Here is a 1,456-nt window from a genome sequence, read left to right as displayed (position 1 = left end):
AGGAAGATCTTGGTCGATCCCCTGGATAGCAGAGGCCCCTTCCGTCTCCCGCCACGCTTGACACCGCCAACAGGGCCTTAACTTCGTGGCATTGGATGCTGGACGCGATCCGCTATCTGGTCGCGGGCGGGATCTCGTGGCGGGCGCTGCCCGCGGACTTCCCCGGCTGGGGCCGGGTCTACGCCTTCTTCCGCCGGTGGCGCGAGCACGGGCTGATCGCCGAGTTCCACGACCGGCTGCGCGGGAAGGTCCGTGAACGCGAGGGTCGCGAGGCCGAGCCCACGGCGGGGATCATCGACGCGCAGTCGGTGCGGGCCGCCGCGACGGTGCCGGCCGCCTCACGCGGCTACGACGGCGGGAAGAAGGTGCCAGGCCGCAAACGGCACATCGTGACCGACACCCTCGGTCTGCTCCTCGTCGTCTGCGTCACCGCCGCGAACATCGGCGACCGGGACGCCGCGGCGGGCCTGCTGACCCGACTGCGGCGCCTGCACCGCGACATCACCCTCGTCTGGGCCGACGGCGGCTACACCGGCGGCCTCGTCGGCTGGTGCCGGGACAAGCTCGCTCTGACCTTGGAGATCGTCAAGCGCACCGACGACATGGAGGGGTTCGTGGTGCTGCCGAAGCGGTGGGTGGCAGAGCGCACGTTCGCGTGGCTGATGAACTCCCGCCGTCTGGCCCGGGACTACGAGACCCTGCCCGCCACCAGCGAGGCGATGATCCGGTGGTCGATGATCGATGGTCACACGGATGAGCCGGCGTCTGGCACGGCCACGGGCCGCCGGCCGGCACTGAAAGCCCCCGACACCTCCAGGAGGAGCCACCCGCGCTCCGCCAGGCGCCGGGCTTTCGACCGCAGCCCCTCGACCTTCGCCGGCGTCGCCCCAAGGCCCAGCTCCACCGCGATCTCCTTGGCTCGAAGCGGCCCGTGACCCGTGGATCGCTGCTGTTCCAGCACGCCCAGAATCCGCTGATAGTCCGGCGCCAGAACCGTGACCGGCAGCCCTTCCCGCCAGGGTGACACCGTCGAGCCCGGCACCGGCGCGAGCGACGCCGCTTCCTCCTCCGCCTCGGTCGTGGTCACGGCAGTGGACTCGGCCGCAGAGACTGCCAGGGCCTCCACCAGCTCCTCCCGCGCGATCACCCGCCGGTCCAACTCGATCTCCGCGGCCTCCAACACCTCAGCCAACCGCGCGGCTTCCTCCCGCAAGCCCTCCACCCGCACACGGGCAGCCGCCTCCCGCTCCTCCAGCATCCCCACCACCGACGCCACCGCGCACCCCTCAACCATCAAGCGGACACAAGACGTCGGCATGCCTCCCTCAACCCGAGCGAAACCATGCCTGATCAGCAGAAATCGGGAGTGTCTAATCAACGGCGGATCTGCTGATCATGGGAGAGACGCCAAGTGAGTGAGACGACGATCGTGCACGAGCCCGGCGAGGGGTCGGTC

Annotated in this window: 1 protein-coding gene and 1 pseudogene; one reads left to right on the top strand and one right to left on the bottom strand. The window is 69.9% G+C overall.

All coding sequences use genetic code 11. The features are described from left to right. Nucleotides 1-95: 95 nt before the first annotated feature. Nucleotides 96-674, top strand: a pseudogene (locus AB0M62_RS34830) (IS5 family transposase); the annotation flags it as partial. 71 nt (nucleotides 675-745) lie between these two features. Here AB0M62_RS34830 and AB0M62_RS34825 read toward each other — a convergent pair. Beyond that, the gene (locus tag AB0M62_RS34825; RefSeq protein ID WP_366078331.1) at nucleotides 746-1,318 is read right to left on the bottom strand and encodes a hypothetical protein; all 573 of its coding nucleotides are present in this window, start codon (nucleotides 1,316-1,318) and stop codon (nucleotides 746-748) included. Nucleotides 1,319-1,456: the final 138 nt, after the last annotated feature.

The sequence above is a fragment of the Streptomyces sp. NPDC051219 genome (genome assembly GCF_040682335.1).
In the GTDB taxonomy this organism is placed as follows: Bacteria; Actinomycetota; Actinomycetes; order Streptomycetales; family Streptomycetaceae; genus Streptomyces.
Note: the sequence above shows the minus strand (reverse complement) of the source record. Positions and strands in the feature narration are given on the sequence as shown.

Bases quoted from the DNA above. Each gene is read 5' to 3' on its own strand.
- AB0M62_RS34825 (WP_366078331.1), bottom strand. From the start codon at position 1,318: ATGCCGACGTCTTGTGTCCGCTTGATGGTTGAGGGGTGCGCGGTGGCG.